Source organism: Arthrobacter sp. 01T425, from assembly GCF_056398725.1.
In genome coordinates, this window is sequence record NZ_JBFTPY010000018.1 from 41,443 (window position 1) to 55,580 (window position 14,138).

13 protein-coding genes are annotated in these 14,138 nt (G+C 68.5%); 10 read left to right on the forward strand and 3 right to left on the reverse strand.

The genetic code is table 11. From position 1 onward, the window contains the following. Positions 1-129: 129 nt before the first annotated feature. Together AC1DNG_RS17710 and nucS are read right to left on the reverse strand one after the other, a co-directional pair. On the reverse strand, positions 130-333 hold the full coding sequence (locus AC1DNG_RS17710; RefSeq protein WP_011692441.1) for a cold-shock protein: 204 nt from the start codon (positions 331-333) through the stop codon (positions 130-132). Between the two features lie 289 nt (positions 334-622). Beyond that, the gene (gene nucS, locus AC1DNG_RS17715) at positions 623-1,318 is read right to left on the reverse strand and encodes an endonuclease NucS (RefSeq protein ID WP_026266819.1); all 696 of its coding nucleotides are present in this window, start codon (positions 1,316-1,318) and stop codon (positions 623-625) included. Positions 1,319-1,399: 81 nt separating this feature from the next. Between nucS and AC1DNG_RS17720 the strand changes: the two genes are divergently transcribed. Then, complete coding sequence (locus AC1DNG_RS17720) at positions 1,400-1,771, forward strand: ATP/GTP-binding protein (protein ID WP_476887886.1); 372 nt, start codon at positions 1,400-1,402, stop codon at positions 1,769-1,771. Between the two features lie 10 nt (positions 1,772-1,781). Beyond that, positions 1,782-2,591, forward strand: a complete 810-nt coding sequence (locus AC1DNG_RS17725; RefSeq protein ID WP_476887887.1) for an alpha/beta hydrolase — start codon at positions 1,782-1,784, stop codon at positions 2,589-2,591. Positions 2,592-2,699: 108 nt separating this feature from the next. Here the strand turns inward: AC1DNG_RS17725 and AC1DNG_RS17730 are convergent, their stop codons facing one another. Beyond that, positions 2,700-4,016 (reverse strand): AI-2E family transporter, encoded by a 1,317-nt coding sequence (locus AC1DNG_RS17730; protein ID WP_374706739.1) that lies wholly within the window; start codon positions 4,014-4,016, stop codon positions 2,700-2,702. Between the two features lie 193 nt (positions 4,017-4,209). Here AC1DNG_RS17730 and AC1DNG_RS17735 point away from each other — a divergent pair, with 193 nt between their 5' ends. From AC1DNG_RS17735 to AC1DNG_RS17770, 8 genes are all read left to right on the forward strand, one after another. Continuing rightward, positions 4,210-6,099 (forward strand): hypothetical protein, encoded by a 1,890-nt coding sequence (locus tag AC1DNG_RS17735; RefSeq protein ID WP_476887888.1) that lies wholly within the window; start codon positions 4,210-4,212, stop codon positions 6,097-6,099. A gap of 56 nt (positions 6,100-6,155) precedes the next feature. After that, entirely contained in the window at positions 6,156-7,193 is a 1,038-nt protein-coding gene (locus tag AC1DNG_RS17740) for a co-chaperone YbbN (protein ID WP_476848855.1), read from the forward strand. Next, on the forward strand, positions 7,193-8,293 hold the full coding sequence (locus tag AC1DNG_RS17745) for an NADH:flavin oxidoreductase/NADH oxidase (RefSeq protein ID WP_230008676.1): 1,101 nt from the start codon (positions 7,193-7,195) through the stop codon (positions 8,291-8,293). The genes AC1DNG_RS17740 and AC1DNG_RS17745 overlap by 1 nt, the downstream gene beginning before the upstream one ends. A 137-nt stretch (positions 8,294-8,430) precedes the next feature. Next, positions 8,431-9,261 carry an ABC transporter ATP-binding protein gene (locus AC1DNG_RS17750; protein ID WP_476887889.1) on the forward strand — a complete coding sequence of 277 codons (831 nt, stop codon included), beginning with the start codon at positions 8,431-8,433 and terminating at the stop codon, positions 9,259-9,261. Further along, a complete protein-coding gene (locus AC1DNG_RS17755; protein WP_476887890.1) occupies positions 9,243-10,814 on the forward strand; it encodes a transporter in 1,572 nt (523 codons plus the stop codon). Before AC1DNG_RS17750 ends, AC1DNG_RS17755 begins: the two co-directional genes overlap by 19 nt. A 59-nt stretch (positions 10,815-10,873) precedes the next feature. Beyond that, on the forward strand, positions 10,874-11,656 hold the full coding sequence (gene nagB, locus AC1DNG_RS17760) for a glucosamine-6-phosphate deaminase (protein WP_230008509.1): 783 nt from the start codon (positions 10,874-10,876) through the stop codon (positions 11,654-11,656). A gap of 60 nt (positions 11,657-11,716) precedes the next feature. After that, the gene (locus AC1DNG_RS17765; RefSeq protein ID WP_370122952.1) at positions 11,717-12,034 is read left to right on the forward strand and encodes a DUF3039 domain-containing protein; all 318 of its coding nucleotides are present in this window, start codon (positions 11,717-11,719) and stop codon (positions 12,032-12,034) included. 213 nt (positions 12,035-12,247) lie between these two features. Continuing rightward, positions 12,248-14,035, forward strand: coding sequence for a DEAD/DEAH box helicase (locus tag AC1DNG_RS17770; protein WP_079554437.1), 1,788 nt, complete (start codon positions 12,248-12,250; stop codon positions 14,033-14,035). Positions 14,036-14,138 lie beyond the last annotated feature (103 nt).

Here is a 14,138-nt window from a genome sequence, read left to right on the forward strand (position 1 = left end):
ATGCATCCGGGCCAATGCGGACAAGCTGAAACGCCGCGCCCAAGAATGCACAAAAAAATGATCCCCGGCACAAATGCCGGGGATCATTCCTGGTGCCGGAAATGCCCTAAAGCACTTCCCGACGGCAGACTAGACCAGCGTTACGCCGGTGGCCTGGGGGCCCTTGGCGCCCTGGCCGATCTCGAACTGAACACGCTGGTTCTCGTCGAGGGTCTTGAAGCCACCGGTCTGGATCTCGGAGTAGTGAACGAAGACATCGCCATCGGAGTCATCCGGGGTGATGAAGCCGAAGCCCTTTTCTGCGTTGAACCACTTGACGGTTCCCTGAGCCATTTGTTTCTCCTCATTGTGGATCTTGAATAAATCCGGCGCACTTCGCACCGGACTTGGTCACTCTGCGAGAAGAACCTTTGGCAACGGAACCGGATTCACGGACCGTGGCGGCAGGAGCTTCACGCTCGCAACATGTCTTGCGAGCATGAAAAAACACCTACACAAAGACTCGTATAAGAATTTCATGACACTTGCGTCAGGTCAACGGGCGAACGGAAGAATTGCATAAAAATTGTGCAAAGAACGTCTTAACGCGAATCGCCGCCGAGCAAAGCCTGCCGCAGGGTGCTTAAAAGAGCCGGGATTCGCTGTCGTCAACGCCGCGCATGGCGTCGTAGTCCAGGGTCACGCAGTCGATTCCGCGGTCCTTGGCGAGGACTTTGGCCTGCGGCTTGATCTGCTGGGCTGCGAAGATTCCCCGGACCGGGGCCAGCAGCGGGTCCCGGTTCAGCAGTTCCAGGTACCGGGTGAGCTGCTCGACGCCGTCGATGTCGCCCCGGCGCTTGAGCTCAATGGCCACGGTGGCGCCATCCGCGTCCCGGGCCAGGATGTCCACGGGGCCGATCGCGGTGAAGTACTCCCGGCGGATCAGCGAGAACCCGGTGCCCAGCAGTTCGATCTGGGCGGCCAGGAGCCGCTGGAGGTCCGCCTCGACGCCATCCTTGATCAGGCCGGGGTCCTGGCCCAGTTCGTGGGAGGTATCGTGCAGCTGCTCGTGGATGTTGATGATGAGCCGGTCATCGGTCTTGGCCGACTGGACCGTCCACTGTTCGACGACGCCGACCTCGACGTCGACCTCATCCGGTGTGGAGACCCGCAGGGACGCAGGAGGGCTCATCCAGTTCAGCGGCTTGTAGGACCCGCCGTCGGAATGGACCAGGACCGAACCGTCGGCCTTGACCAGCAACAGCCTGGTGGCCAGCGGCAGGTGGGCTTTGAGGCGGCCGACGTAATCAACGGAGCAGCGGGCTATGACTAAACGCACCCGGTCAACTCTACCGCCTGCGCGGGCGGCGGCCTGGCGGGGCGGCAATGAGCGGCAGCCGGACTGGGGCAGAATGGAGGCATGCCCCGTTCCAACCGACCCCGCCGCGCCGGTTCTGCGAAGACAGGCTCCGGCAAGGGCGCAGTGCCCGGAAAGAGCAAAGCCGCCGGAGCCAAGCACGGCCCGGCACCGGAACTTGACCTGGAGCGCGCCCGCTCAGGTTTCGCCCGCCGCGAGAGCGCACCGGACGGCGAATGGATGGTCCGCCCCATCACCGCGGGCCGCGCCGAGAAGACCTACATCTGCCCTGGCTGCTCCACCGCCGTGCTGCCGGGAATCGCCCACCTGGTGGTCTGGTCCGGGGACCACCTCTTTGGCGCCGCCGCGGGTCTCGCCGAGCGGCGCCACTGGCACAGCAACTGCTGGACTTCGCGGAGCTACCGGTATCGCTAAGCTGGTCAGCATGAGCTTTGATCCCGCGTCGTACGTCTTCACCCAGCCCTCTGCTCCCACTGCCATTCGCGCTTCCACGGTCCTGCCTGCCCGCCGCGAGAACATCGAACTCCGCACGTCGGACGGGCACCGGCTGGTGGGCGAGCTCGCCGTCCCGGAAACCGGCGGAATCAAGGCAACACTCATCACGCTGCACCCGTTGCCGACGCACGGCGGCTTCATGGATTCGCACGTCTACCGCAAGGCCTCCTACCGGCTGCCCGCCCTCGCGGGAATCGCCGTCCTGCGCTTCAACACACGCGGCACCTCATCGCCGCGGGGAACCAGCGGGGGAGCCTTCGAGGAAGGCATCGGCGAGCGTCTTGACGTCGAGGCCGCGGTGCAGTTCGCCGTGGACCGCGGCCTGCCGAACCGGTGGCTGGTCGGCTGGTCCTTCGGCACCGAGCTGGCCCTGATGTACGGCGCCGCCGAGCCCGTCGCCTCGGAAATCGAGGGGGCTGTGCTGCTCTCGCCCCCGCTGCACCGGGCCACGGACGTGCACCTGAAGGAATGGGCCGAGGCCGGCAAGCCGCTGAAGGTCCTGGTCCCCGAGCACGACGACTACCTGCAGCCGGCGGCTGCGGCCGCGAGGTTCGCGCTGGTGCCGCAGGCTCAGGTGGTGGGGGTCGACGGCGCCAAACACCTGTGGGTGGGGGAGAAGTACGCCGGGCGGGTTCTCAACGAAATCGTGGACGAGGTCATCCCCGGCGGCGCCACAGGGGGTGCCGAAACGGTGCTGCCGCAGGAATGGGACGGGCCGGTCGCCACGGCACACGCCTGAGCCGCCAACGGCGCGAAGAGAGAAAACCGCACCGAAACAGGACAGCCGCACCGTGGACCACGGTGCGGCTGTCCTGTTTCAGTGCGAAAAACCGATCGGGGAGCCCCGTCAGCGGCTGTCCTGGCGCGCGATGAGGATTTCCTTGACCAGCAGCATAATGGCCGCCGCAGTGGGAATGGCGATCAAGGCTCCGAGGACGCCCAGGAGGCTGCCGCCCGCGATCACAGAGATGACGGCGACGGCGCCCGGCACCGCCACGGCCTTCTGCATGATCCGCGGAGAGATGAAGTAGGCCTCGAACTGGAGGTACGCGAAATAGCAGATAGCGAAGACGAGCGCGGTCTGCCAGCCGGCGGTTAGGGCAACGAGCGTCACCAGGCACCCGGCAATCATGCCGCCCACGAGGGGGATGAAGGCCAGCAGGGCCACCACGAACGCCAGCAGCGTTGCAAAAGGCACTCCGATGATCGACATCACAATGAACGCGAACGTCGCGTTCAGCACTGCCACGGCGGCCTGGCCGATCACGTAGTTGCCCACCGAACCGGTGATTTCCTCGGACAGGGCTTCTACCCGGGCCCGCCGTGAGCGCGGCGCGAGCCGGTAGCCCCATTTCTTCATCGCAGGGAGGGCGCCGAGGAAGTACAGGCTCAGGACCAGCACGATCAGTGCGCCGAAGATCCCGTTTGCCACGGTGGAGCCGAAGCCCACAACGCCGCCGAAGATGCCGCCCATGGCGTCCGGGTTGTTGACGAACTTCTCCAGCTCCTGGCTGATGCGGTCCCGGATGCCGAACTGGCTGTCAATGCTCCGGAAGAAGTCCGAGTCAATGAAGTCCTGGACCCACTTGGGCGCCTGCTGCACGATCTGCGTCACCTGCTGCACGATCGTGGGGATCAGGGTGGCGAAAAATGCGGCGACGCCCAGTGCCAGGGTGGACACGGACAGGAGGATGCCGGCGGCGCGGGGGACATTCCGGTGTTCGAGCCACCGCACTACCGGGTCCAGGCCGAGGGTGATGAAGAGCGCCGTGATGATCCACAAAAGCAGCTGCGTCGTATTTGATCCGATCCAGTAGACCAGGAGGGCGAAGCCGACGCCGACCGTGCCCATGAAGCCCATGTACAAGGGGTGCTGGGCCGACATGCGCGGACCGGGACTGCCGAAGCGGGCATCGGCCGCGGACGTCTCCGCGTCCCCGGCCTCATGCTCCGGGGGCATCTCGAAGCGGATTCTCGGCTGGGCTCCGGGCAGGGGCTGGCGCAGGCGCCGGGCCGCGGACAGAAGGACATTTGCCGCGGCAATCCGGGGCCGGGAGGTTGTGGGCCGGGGACTGGAAACGGGTTGTTCGGGGCCGGGTTCCTGGCTGTCGGATTCCTGCGCTTCTTCTGGTCCGGCGGAGGACGAATCCGTATGTTCAGTCACTGCGTTAAATGCCCTTAATTCCTTGCTGCGCCACACTGGCGGCACTGGTGTGATGATCACCGCAAACACTATCAGCAGGCTTGTCACCAGAGGGGAAGAACGCCCCCGCGGGCACCGCCGCCGGGGGCCGTCCGGGTCCCCGATCTGACTCGCGGGTAACAAAATGGTTACTATTGAAGCTAACTGTCCGCTGATGATAGGTAGTATTTTGCGTTTCAAGACTGCAGTCGCCCTGGTGCTGCTTGGCCTCCTGACACTCCTGGCCGGGATTGGCCAGAAGACGTTCTGGGCTCCCCCGGAGACGATTACGGCCACCGCTCCGACCGGCACCGCCGCGCCGCTGACCGTCTTCGACCAGAAGCTGAAGACTCTGCACCCCGGGACCGTGAAGATCACGGTGAAGGGTGAAGGGGCCTTCCTGCTGGCCGCGGGACGCCCGGACGACGTCGACGCCTGGGTGGGTAAGACGGCCCACAACACCGTCGCCGACGTCTCCGAGGACGGCAAGGCGCTGCAGCTGACGCATACCGACGGCGAAGCTACCGCGCCGTCGCCCGCCGGATCGGATCTTTGGGTCACCACCGAGAACGCCACCGGCGAAATGGACTACTCGTGGAACGCGCCGGCCGACGGTGACTGGTCGCTGCTCCTCGCCGCGGACGGCACCAAGACCGCCCCGGGCTCCATCACGATGACTTTCCCGAACGACACCTCCACGCCCTGGGCCATTCCGCTCATGGTGCTCGGCGGCCTGCTGATCATCGCCGGCGGGGCGCTGCTGGTCCTCAAGCCGAAGTCAGGCAACCGCACCGGGGGCGGCACCAGCGGCGGCAGCACGTTCGCCCGCCGCGCGCAGGCCAAGGCCGCGGCACGCCGCGGGGACAACGGCTCGACGGAAAGCACCCAGGATCCTGCGGCACCCGGCACCCCCGCACCCGGCACCTCCGCACCCGAGACTGCACCGCAGCCGGCCACGCCGGAGAAAACAGGCCCGGAAAAAACAGCGCCGGAGAAAGCAGCGGCTGGCCAGAAGAAGGGCTCCGGCACGGTGCGCCGTTCCGGCATCGTGGTGGCAGTGCTGACCGCCGCCGCCGTCGCCGGAACGTCAGTGGCCGCCCAGGCCAGCCAGACGCCCGCGCCGCCGCCCAGTGCTCCGGCCTCCGACGCCGCGACCCCGGGCAGTGAGGGCCAGACCGGCGATGCGCCGGTGCTGCTGGACGCGCAGTTCCGCCGCGTCCTGGAACAGGTTGCCGGTGCCGTCGATGCAGGGGACGCTGCCAAGGACGCCGCCAAGCTGGCGCCGCGGGTGGCCAAGTCCGAACTCCAGGTGCGCACACAGAACTACAAGATCCGCTCGCAGGTCGGTTCCTACGAAGCCCGCATGCCTGTCCGCTCCACCAAGCTGCTGACCACGGTGGTCACCAACAAGCGCAGCTGGCCGCGCTCGGTCATGGCCGTGACGCAGGGCGAGGGCAACGTCGTCCCTCAGCTGCTGACCCTGACCCAGGACTCCCCGCGGGATAACTACAAGCTGATCAGCAGCACCCCGCTGCAGCCGGGTGCCACCTTCCCGGGGATCGGCCGGGCCGGTACGGAGACGCTGGCGCCCGCGGACAAGACCGGGCTCGCGTACAGCGGCGACGAAGCCCTCGCCGGGCTCGGTGACCGCCTGACCAAGGCCGACTCCACCTTCAAGGACAAGCTCGTCGAAGGCCAGTCCTCCCCGTACATCGCGGACACCCTCGCCTACCAGGCCGACGTCGTCAAATCTGGCGTCAACGGCACCTTCGCCTTCACGCACAAGGCGGCCGCGGACAACACTGTCGTGTTCCGAACCGCTGACGGCGGGGCCTTGGTCCTGGGACGGCTGAACTTCTCGTTCGACGGCACTCCGAAGGCTGACGGGGACAAGCTCACCATCGGCGACGACGCGGCCGCCCTGGCCGGCGGCAAGGAGACCAGCACCGGCATGGTGCTGGACTTCGCAGAGTCCGTGGCTGTCTATGTTCCGCCGGCCGGTTCCACGGACCCGATGAAGCTCGTGGCCGCCACCCGCGGCCTGGTCGGGGCGTCCTTCAAGTAGCCTTCGCCGGCGGGCATGGTGGCGCCGGGCGGGACTTCAATGGCTAGAGTGGAGCTATGACTACGCCAGCTTCCCGCCCGGTCCCGCCAGTTGCCGCCAGCCCGCTGAACCTGCGCGGCGCCGTCGATCTCTCCGCCCTGAAACAGCGGCCGGCACCGAGTTCTCCGGGACCTGCCCGTCCCGGCGCCGCAGCCCCGGGCCCGGCGGGCTCCGCCGGTTCTGCCGGTGCCCCGGCGGCCCCGGCATCCGGCCCGGCCGACCACGCAGGCCGGCCGTTGCGCGTGGATGTGACCGAGGGCAACTTCCAGGAGCTCGTGGACCTCTCGGCCCAGGTGCCTGTGGTGATCGCCCTCTGGGCCTCCTATTCGCCAGGCTCCGGCCAGCTGGTGGACGTCCTCGAAGGCATCGTCGAGAGCTACGACGGCCGGCTGGTCCTCGGGGCCGCGGACATCGATGTGTTCCCGGAACTTGCCCAGGCTTTCCAGGTGCAGGCCGTGCCGACCGCCGTCGCGGTGGTCAAAGGCCAGCCCGTGCCGCTCTTCCAGGGAGGCGCGGACGAACAGCAGGTACGCAGCCTGTTCGATGAACTTCTCAAGGTCGCCGCCACCAACGGCGTGACCGGACGGATCGGCGCCGGCGGCCCGGTTGGCGCGGAACCGGAGGCGCCGCCGCTGCCGCCGCTGCACCAGGCGGCGTTCGATGCGATCGAGGCCGGCGACTACGCGGCCGCGGCCGCAGCCTACCGGCAGGCCCTGAACGAGATGCCCGCCGACGCGGAGGCCAAGGCCGGCCTGGCGCAGGTGGAACTGATGGATCGCCTGCAGGCCCTCTCCGGGCCCGAGGCAGATGCCCTGCGCCGGCTCGCGGCCGACGAACCGGACAACCTCGAGGCCCAGCTCGGGGTTGCGGACCTGGATATCGCCGGCGGCCACATCGAGGACGGCCTTGGCCGGATCGTGACGTTCATTGGCCGCAACTTCGGCCCGGAACGGGAGACCGCCCGGGTCCGGCTGCTTGAACTCTTCGACGTCGTCGGCACCGGCGACGAGCGCGTCGCCAAGGCCCGCCAGGGGCTGGCCCGGGTGCTGTTCTAGTGGGATCGGCACTCTTTGCGCCGCTGGATCTAAGGTCACTGCGGCTGCAGCACCGTGGCTGGGTGTCCCCGATGTGCCAGTACAGCTGCGACCCCGAAACGGGCGAGGGCGTGCCCACAGACTGGCACCTGATGCATCTGGGCTCCTTTGCCACCGGGGGAGCGGCCCTGGTCCTCACCGAGGCCAACGCCGTCAACGCCGCGGGCAGGATCAGCCCCCGCGACGCCGGACTCTACAACGACGACCAGGCCGCGGCCTGGGAACGCATCACCGCCTTCGTGCACCGCCACGGCACCGCGGAGACCAAGATCGGCACCCAGCTGGCGCACGCCGGCCGGAAAGCGTCCTCCTACTGGCCGTTCTCCGGCAAGGTGGGCAGCGTGCCGGCGTCCGAGGGCGGCTGGGACACCGTGGGTCCTGGCACCGGCGCATTCGACGGCTACGCGCCGCCGTCGGCCATGACGGAAGCGCAGATCGACGGCGTGATCGCCGATTTCGCCGCGTCCGCCGTGCGGGCCGTCGATGCCGGGTTCGACACGATCGAAATCCATGGCGCGCACGGCTACCTGCTGCACCAGTTCCAAAGCCCGCTGGTCAACGACCGCACGGACCGCTGGGGCGGGGACGAGGCGGGCCGGAACCGATTGACGCTTGCCGTGGTGGACGCCGTCCGCGCGGTCATCCCGGACTCCATGCCCCTGCTGCTGCGGATCTCGGCCTCGGACTGGGCGCCGGGCGGGATCGAGGCCGACGCCTCGGTCCGGATGGCCGCTGCCGCCGCCGAGCGCGGGGTGGACCTGGTGGATGTTTCCAGCGGCGGGGCCGTGGCCCACCAGCAGATTCCCGTAGGCCCGGGCTACCAGACCGGGTTCTCCGCACGGATCCGGCGCGAAACCGGGGTCAGGACCGGCACGGTGGGACTCCTGACGTCCGCCGGGCAGGCCGAGCACGCGGTGGCCACCGGCCAGGCGGACGGCGTGTTCATCGCCCGTGCCGCCCTGCGGGATCCGCACTGGTGGCTGCGGGCCGCGTTTGAGCTCGGCCATGACCTGGCGTGGCCGCCGCAGTACGAGCGCGCCATGCCCCGGCATTCGTTCTAGAACCGGCATCCATTCCAGAACCGGCATTCATTCCAGAACCGGCATTCATTCCAGAAACAGCTGCGCGGTTCCCGCGAGTGAAAACGTACGCCTTGCGGACTATCCTTTTCGCGCCGTCCGGCGGTTAGTCTGGCGTCATGACATTCCAACCCCCTGGCCAGCAGGGACAGCCAGCCCCGCCCGGTCCGTCTTCGCCGCCGGCGGCTGTCCTGCAGGTGCCTGCCTTGTCCCTGCTTGGCCTCGCCAAGCGCTTCGGCGACAAAATCGCCGTCGATGGCATCAGCCTGGACGTTCCGGCCGGGTCCTTCTACGGGGTGGTCGGGCCCAACGGCGCCGGTAAGACCACCACCTTGTCGATGGCGACCGGCCTGCTGCGCCCGGACTTCGGCACCGCGCTGGTCCATGGCATCGACGTCTGGCAGCATCCGCTGGAGGCCAAGAAGCTGATGGGGATCCTGCCCGACGGCGTCCGGCTGTTCGACCGCCTCAGCGGCGAGCAGCTGGTCACCTATGCCGGCCTGCTGCGCGGGATGGACCGGGAGATGGTGGCGTCGCGGGTGGCGGAACTGCTCGCTGCCCTGGACCTGGCCAATGACGCCGGCACACTGGTGGTGGACTACTCCGCCGGCATGACCAAGAAGATCGCGCTGGCCTCGGCGCTGATCCACGCCCCGCGGCTGCTGGTCCTCGACGAGCCGTTCGAATCGGTGGACCCGATCTCCGCGGCGAACATCCGCGACATCCTGGACCGCTACGTTTCCTCGGGCGGAACGGTCATCGTCTCCAGCCACGTCATGGACCTGGTCCAGCGCATGTGCGACCACGTCGCCGTCGTCGCGGGCGGCCGGGTCCTGGCCGCCGGGACTGTGGAGGAAGTCCGCGCCGGCGCCAGCCTCGAGGACCGCTTCGTGCAGCTCGTGGGCGGCCGGAACCACGCGGAAGGGCTGGAATGGTTGCGCACCTTCTGAGGCTCAAGCTGACCCTGCTGCGCAACAGCGTCCGGCGCAGCCCGTGGCAGCTGGTGGGCATCGGGATCGGCGCCCTGTATGCCCTGGGAATCGTGGCTGTTTGCGTTGCCGGGCTGTTCGTCCTGCGCGGGGTGGAGATTGAACTCGCCCAGACCGTGGTGGTCCTGGGCGGCGCCACGGCGCTGCTGGGCTGGGCCATCATTCCCGTCGCTGTCTCCGCCGCGGACCTGACGCTGGACCCTGCCCGGTTCACCACCTTTGCCGTGCCCATGCCGAAGCTGCTGGCCGGGCTGGCGCTCGGCGGCCTGATCGGCATACCGGGTCTCGCAACCTCACTCGTTGCGCTCGCCACGGTGGGCACCTGGTCCCGCAGCCTGCCGGCCGCAGCCGGCGCCCTCGTCGGTGCCGTGCTGGGCGTGCTGAGCTGCATCGTTCTCTCCAAGGTCGTGACCACGGCCACGGCCGGACTGGCAAGCTCCCGGCGCTTCAAGGACATCAGCTCCGTCGCCTTCCTCATCCCGCTCGTGCTCACGGGGCCCATTGTGGCGGGCATCGCGAGGGGAATCGCCGGTTCCGGCGATTTCCTGACCGGTCTGGCCCGGGCCCTGTCCTGGACGCCGGCCGGGGCGGCCTTCTCGCTCGGCGGCGAGTTGGCTGCCGGCAGCTACGCGGCCGCGGCCGTGAAATTCCTCATCGCCGCGGCCACCCTGGCGGGCCTGGCCCTGGCGTGGAAGCTCCTGCTGCAGCGCGCCCTGGTGACCCCGCCCTATGCCGGGACATCCAAGCGGCGGACCGGCGGCACGGGCCTGTTCGGGCTGCTCCCGGCGACACCGGCCGCCGCCGTCGCCGCGAGGTCCCTGTACTACTGGCTGCGCGATCCCCGCTACGCCGGCGCGCTCGTGGTCGTTCCGCTCCTGCCGGTGCTGTTCCTCTTCCAGGGCAGCCAGAGCGGGTTTTACGGCCCGTTCCAGTTCGTCGGGCCGCTGACGGCCTTCCTCCTGGCGTGGTCGATCTCCACGGATGTCTCCTATGACAGCACCGCCTTCGCCCTGCACGTGGCAACGGGGGTGCGCGGCGCCGACGACCGGCTCGGCCGTGCGCTGGCGTGCCTGAGCTTCGCGCTGCCGGTGGCGGTCCTTTTCAGTGTCGGGCCGTTCTTCTTCACCGGCGACTGGGACAAGCTGCCCGCGGTCCTGGGCCTCAGCCTCGGCGTCCTCTTCACCGGCCTGGGCCTGGCCTCGGTGATCTCGGCGCGCTACACCGTGAGCGTCCCGCTCCCGGGGGACAGCCCGTTCAAGAAGCCGCCGGGCAACGTGGCCCAGACCCTCGCCGTGCAGTTCGGCGGCATGGCCGTGCTGCTGGTCCTCGTGGCGCCCGAGGCGGCGCTCGTGGCCGCGCAGTTCATCACCGGCAGCTCCATGCCGGGCTGGATCACGCTGGCCCTCGGACCCGTGCTCGGTCTCACGCTCTTCGCCGTCGGTGTCCGGACCGGCGGCGCGTGGCTGGACCGGCGGGCGCCGGAGCTGCTGGCACAACTGGCCGTCAACCGCTGACGGGTGCATGCTGGGAGTGCGCAGACTCGGACACCAGGCAGGCCAGCAAAGGCAGGATCATGGAAGTTGTCATCCTTCCCGGCAGCAAACGGATCGCGTCGCTTGCCGCGGATGCGGTGGAAGCCCTTCTCCGCCGCAAGCCCGACGCCGTCCTGGGCCTGGCGACCGGTTCCACGCCCCTGCCGGTGTATGTCGAACTGGCGGCGCGGCACGAGCGCGCCGGACTGGATTTCAGCCGGGTCCGCGCCTTCGCCCTGGACGAGTACGTGGGGCTGCCGGCCGGCCACCCGGAGTCCTACCGCGAGGTGATCGCCCGCGAATTCACCGCACGGGTGAACATCAGTCCGGCCAACGTCCACGTGCCCGACGGCGCGGCGGCGGACATCCCCGCGGCCTGCCGGGCCTATGAAGACGCCATCCGCGACGCCGGGGGAGTGGACCTTCAGCTCCTCGGCGTCGGAACGGACGGCCACATCGGGTTCAACGAACCGGGCTCGTCGCTGGCGTCCCGGACGCGGATCAAGACCCTGATCGAGCAGACACGCCGGGACAACGCACGGTTTTTCGGCAGCCTGGCCGACGTGCCGCACCACGTCCTGACCCAAGGCCTGGGCACCATCCTGGATGCCCGCCACGTGATCCTGATCGCCACCGGTGCGCAAAAAGCCCAGGCCGTCCGGGACCTCGCGGAGGGCCCCGTCGCCGCCATCTGTGCGGCCTCCGTGCTGCAGTTGCACCCGCACGCCACCATCCTCCTGGACGAGGCGGCGGCGTCGTCGCTGCGGCTGGCGGATTACTACCGCCACAGCTACGACCACAAACCCGCCTGGCAGGGCCTCTAGGCCCCGCCGCCGGCACCCCGCAGGTCCGGCAGCGCCCTTCCAACGGCTAAGATGGGTGTCATGACTAGCATGACCGATCCTCTCGAAAACGATCCGATGCGCGAGCTCTCCGGAGCCGGGACGTCAACGGCCACGATCGAGCGCGAGGAACTGCGCCAGGAAGTTGAGCCCGGTGACCGGGAGCGCTTCTCGCACTACGTGCGCAAGGAAAAGATCATGGAATCCGCGCTGACCGGTGAACCGGTGATCGCGCTCTGCGGCAAGGTCTGGACTCCGGGCCGGGATCCGCAGAAGTTCCCCGTCTGCCCCGAATGCAAGGAAGTCTACGAGGGCCTGCGCCCCGGAAACGACGGCGGCAAGGGCTCCGGCGACAAGTAAGGGCAATCAACGGAACCAACAGGTTCCGTTAGCCGCCTTCGGACGGCGCTTCCCTATGGCGGCGCGTCGTCGCGCCCCTGATTTTCTGCTTTCCTGATTGCCGGTCCATGCTGTCCGGGTACTGCCTTACGGTCCATCCAAAAAGATTGGTGTTTTTGTGCTTAATTGGGTTTCTCCGTCGGCTGCAGCCATGCGCGGATGGAGGGCGCCTTAATGACGGAGACACTTTTCGGCGGACCCACGCTTCCCCCCGCCTATCCCGAGCGGGCCGCCTGGGGCACCGCCCCCAAGCTGCGCGCCTGGCAGCAGGAGGCGCTGGACAGCTACTTCAGCACCCACCCCAAGGATTTCCTCGCCGTCGCAACCCCCGGCGCGGGTAAGACCACCTTCGCCCTGCGCGTGGCGTCCATGCTCATCGATTCCGGGGTGGTCAACCGCGTGACCATCGTGGCGCCCACCGACCACCTCAAGCGCCAGTGGGCCGACGCCGCTGCCCGGGTGGGCATCGCGATCGACCCGAACTTCAAGAATGCCGACGGCCAGCACGGCCGCGGGTTCATCGGCGTCGCCGTGACCTATGCCCAGGTGGCCAGCAAGCCCATGCTGCACCGGGCCAAGACCGAAGCCGCCCGCACGCTGGTGATCCTGGACGAAATCCACCATGGCGGCGAGGCCCTGTCCTGGGGTGACGGCCTCCGTGAGGCGTTCGACCCGGCGGCCCGGCGGCTCTCCCTGACGGGCACCCCGTTCCGCTCGGACACCTCGCCCATCCCGTTCGTGGAGTACGCCGAGGACCGGGACGGGATCCGGCGCTCCAAGGCCGACTACACCTACGGCTACGGCAAGGCCCTGCGCGACCACGTGGTCCGCCCGGTGATGTTCATGGCGTACTCCGGCCAAATGCGCTGGCGCACCAGCGCGGGGGACGAGATGGCCGCCTCGCTCGGGGAGTCGGCCGTCACGAAGGACATCACATCCCAGGCCTGGCGCACCGCGCTGAACCCGGCCGGCGAATGGATCCCCGCCGTCCTGGCCGGCGCGGACAAACGCCTCAGCGAGGTCCGGCGCAGCGTCCCGGATGCCGGCGGCCTGGTCATTGCCACCGATCACGAGGACGCCCGCGCGTATGCCGGCCAGCTGAAGAAGATCACCGGCGAATCGCCCACCGTCATCCTCTCCGACGACGCCAAGGCCTCCAGCAAGATCGAGGAATTCACCGCCAGCGAGAAGCGCTGGATGGTGGCCGTCCGGATGGTCTCCGAAGGCGTGGACGTTCCGCGGCTGTCCGTCGGCGTCTACGCCACCTCGACCTCCACCCCGCTGTTCTTCGCCCAGGCCGTGGGGCGCTTCGTGCGTGCCCGCAAGCGCGGCGAGACGGCGTCGGTCTTCCTGCCCTCGGTGCCGCAGCTGATGGCCCTGGCCAACTCGATGGAGGCCGAGCGCGACCACGCCCTGGACCGCCCGGAGAAGGAAGACAGCGACGGCCTCTTCAATCCCGAGGATTCGCTCATGGACGAGGCGAACCGCGAGGAGAAGGCTTCCGATTCCCTGATGAAGGGCAAGTTCGAGGCCCTCGACTCCCAGGCGTCCTTTGACCGGGTGCTCTTCGACGGCGGCGAATTCGGCACCGGCGGCGAGGTGGGCTCGGAGGACGAGCTCGACTTCCTCGGGATCCCGGGCCTGCTGGACGCTGAACAGGTCGGCACGCTGTTGCGCCAGCGCCAGCACGAGCAGCTGAACCGGAAGAACAGGCGCTCCCCGCAGACTGAGGCAGCCGCGGCTGCGGCCCCGGCCGTGCCGGACCACCGGATGCTCATGGACCTGCGCACCGAGCTGGCCAAAAACGTGGCGGCCTGGTCGGCCCGCACCGGGACCCCGCACGGCGTCATCCACACCAAGCTCCGGACCGTCTGCGGCGGCCCGGCCGTCGCCCAGGCCAACGAGGAACAGCTGCAGACCCGCCTGCGCAAACTCCAGGACTGGTTCATCGGCCGGAAGTAGCCCCGCGCAGGCGGTTATGGGCACGGGGTTATGGGCTCAGGCCAATAGGCGCCGGGCAACAGCAGAGGGACCAGTTCACTGTGAACTGGTCCCTCTGCTGTTT

Bases quoted from the DNA above. Each gene is read 5' to 3' on its own strand.
- AC1DNG_RS17710 (WP_011692441.1), bottom strand. From the start codon at position 333: ATGGCTCAGGGAACCGTCAAGTGGTTCAACGCAGAAAAGGGCTTCGGC.
- AC1DNG_RS17765 (WP_370122952.1), top strand. From the start codon at position 11,717: ATGACTAGCATGACCGATCCTCTCGAAAACGATCCGATGCGCGAGCTC.
- AC1DNG_RS17725 (WP_476887887.1), top strand. From the start codon at position 1,782: ATGAGCTTTGATCCCGCGTCGTACGTCTTCACCCAGCCCTCTGCTCCC.
- nagB (WP_230008509.1), top strand. From the start codon at position 10,874: ATGGAAGTTGTCATCCTTCCCGGCAGCAAACGGATCGCGTCGCTTGCC.
- AC1DNG_RS17750 (WP_476887889.1), top strand. From the start codon at position 8,431: ATGACATTCCAACCCCCTGGCCAGCAGGGACAGCCAGCCCCGCCCGGT.
- AC1DNG_RS17755 (WP_476887890.1), top strand. From the start codon at position 9,243: ATGGTTGCGCACCTTCTGAGGCTCAAGCTGACCCTGCTGCGCAACAGC.
- AC1DNG_RS17720 (WP_476887886.1), top strand. From the start codon at position 1,400: ATGCCCCGTTCCAACCGACCCCGCCGCGCCGGTTCTGCGAAGACAGGC.
- AC1DNG_RS17770 (WP_079554437.1), top strand. From the start codon at position 12,248: ATGACGGAGACACTTTTCGGCGGACCCACGCTTCCCCCCGCCTATCCC.
- AC1DNG_RS17740 (WP_476848855.1), top strand. From the start codon at position 6,156: ATGACTACGCCAGCTTCCCGCCCGGTCCCGCCAGTTGCCGCCAGCCCG.
- AC1DNG_RS17735 (WP_476887888.1), top strand. From the start codon at position 4,210: ATGATAGGTAGTATTTTGCGTTTCAAGACTGCAGTCGCCCTGGTGCTG.